Here is a 689-nt window from a genome sequence, read left to right as displayed (position 1 = left end):
GGTAACGTACGTAGGAATGGGTTTGACGTTAAGATAATAAACACTAGGAAACCTACTGAGATCATACCCATTACGGCAAGTACACGTGCAACCGACTCTTGTGGCATACCGCGGCTGAATGTAGCAACCGCGACGGTCCAACCTGCTTGGATAAGCACCCAAAGCAATAGGGAACCTTCGTGTGCACCCCATACCGCTGTCAAACGGTAGTACCAAGGCAGTTGGCTGTTTGAGTTACTTGCTACGTATTGCAGAGTGAAGTCGTTAGTATAAAAACCCCAACACAAAATCACGAACGAGAAAAACAGCATGATGAACATCGACCAAGACAGCGGTCGAGCGGTATTCATCAGCATCGTATTATTGTTTGATGCGCCCCATAGCGGCAGTACAGAAAGCAGTACCGCCATCGCTAAAGATAAAATGAGGGCAAAATGGCCGATTTCAGCAATCATTCGCCGCTTCCTTGTTTTTGTTCACTGCTGTATTGCAATGGTTCATGCGTTTTCTTCATGGCTTCTGCAATTTCAGGTGGCATGTATTCTTCGTCGTGTTTAGCGAGAACTTCAAACGCTTCAACTGTCGTTGCGTCTTTTAGAACACCTTGCGCAACGATGCCCTGCCCTTCACGGAACAAGTCAGGAAGAATACCTTCGCAAGTGATCGTTACTTTTGGACCCACATCATGC

Annotated in this window: 1 protein-coding gene and 1 pseudogene; both read right to left on the bottom strand. The window is 46.9% G+C overall.

Annotated features, from left to right (window positions below; genetic code table 11):
• A pseudogene (locus R7Z50_RS27700) lies at window positions 1–455 on the bottom strand (heme lyase NrfEFG subunit NrfE); the annotation flags it as partial.
• A partial coding sequence (locus tag R7Z50_RS27695) for a cytochrome c maturation protein CcmE (protein ID WP_318149781.1) occupies window positions 452–689 on the bottom strand: 238 nt, incomplete at its 5' end. The gene R7Z50_RS27695 and the pseudogene R7Z50_RS27700, both read right to left, overlap by 4 nt.

It is taken from the genome of Vibrio sp. 1249-1 (assembly GCF_033340495.1).
Note: the sequence above shows the minus strand (reverse complement) of the source record. Positions and strands in the feature narration are given on the sequence as shown.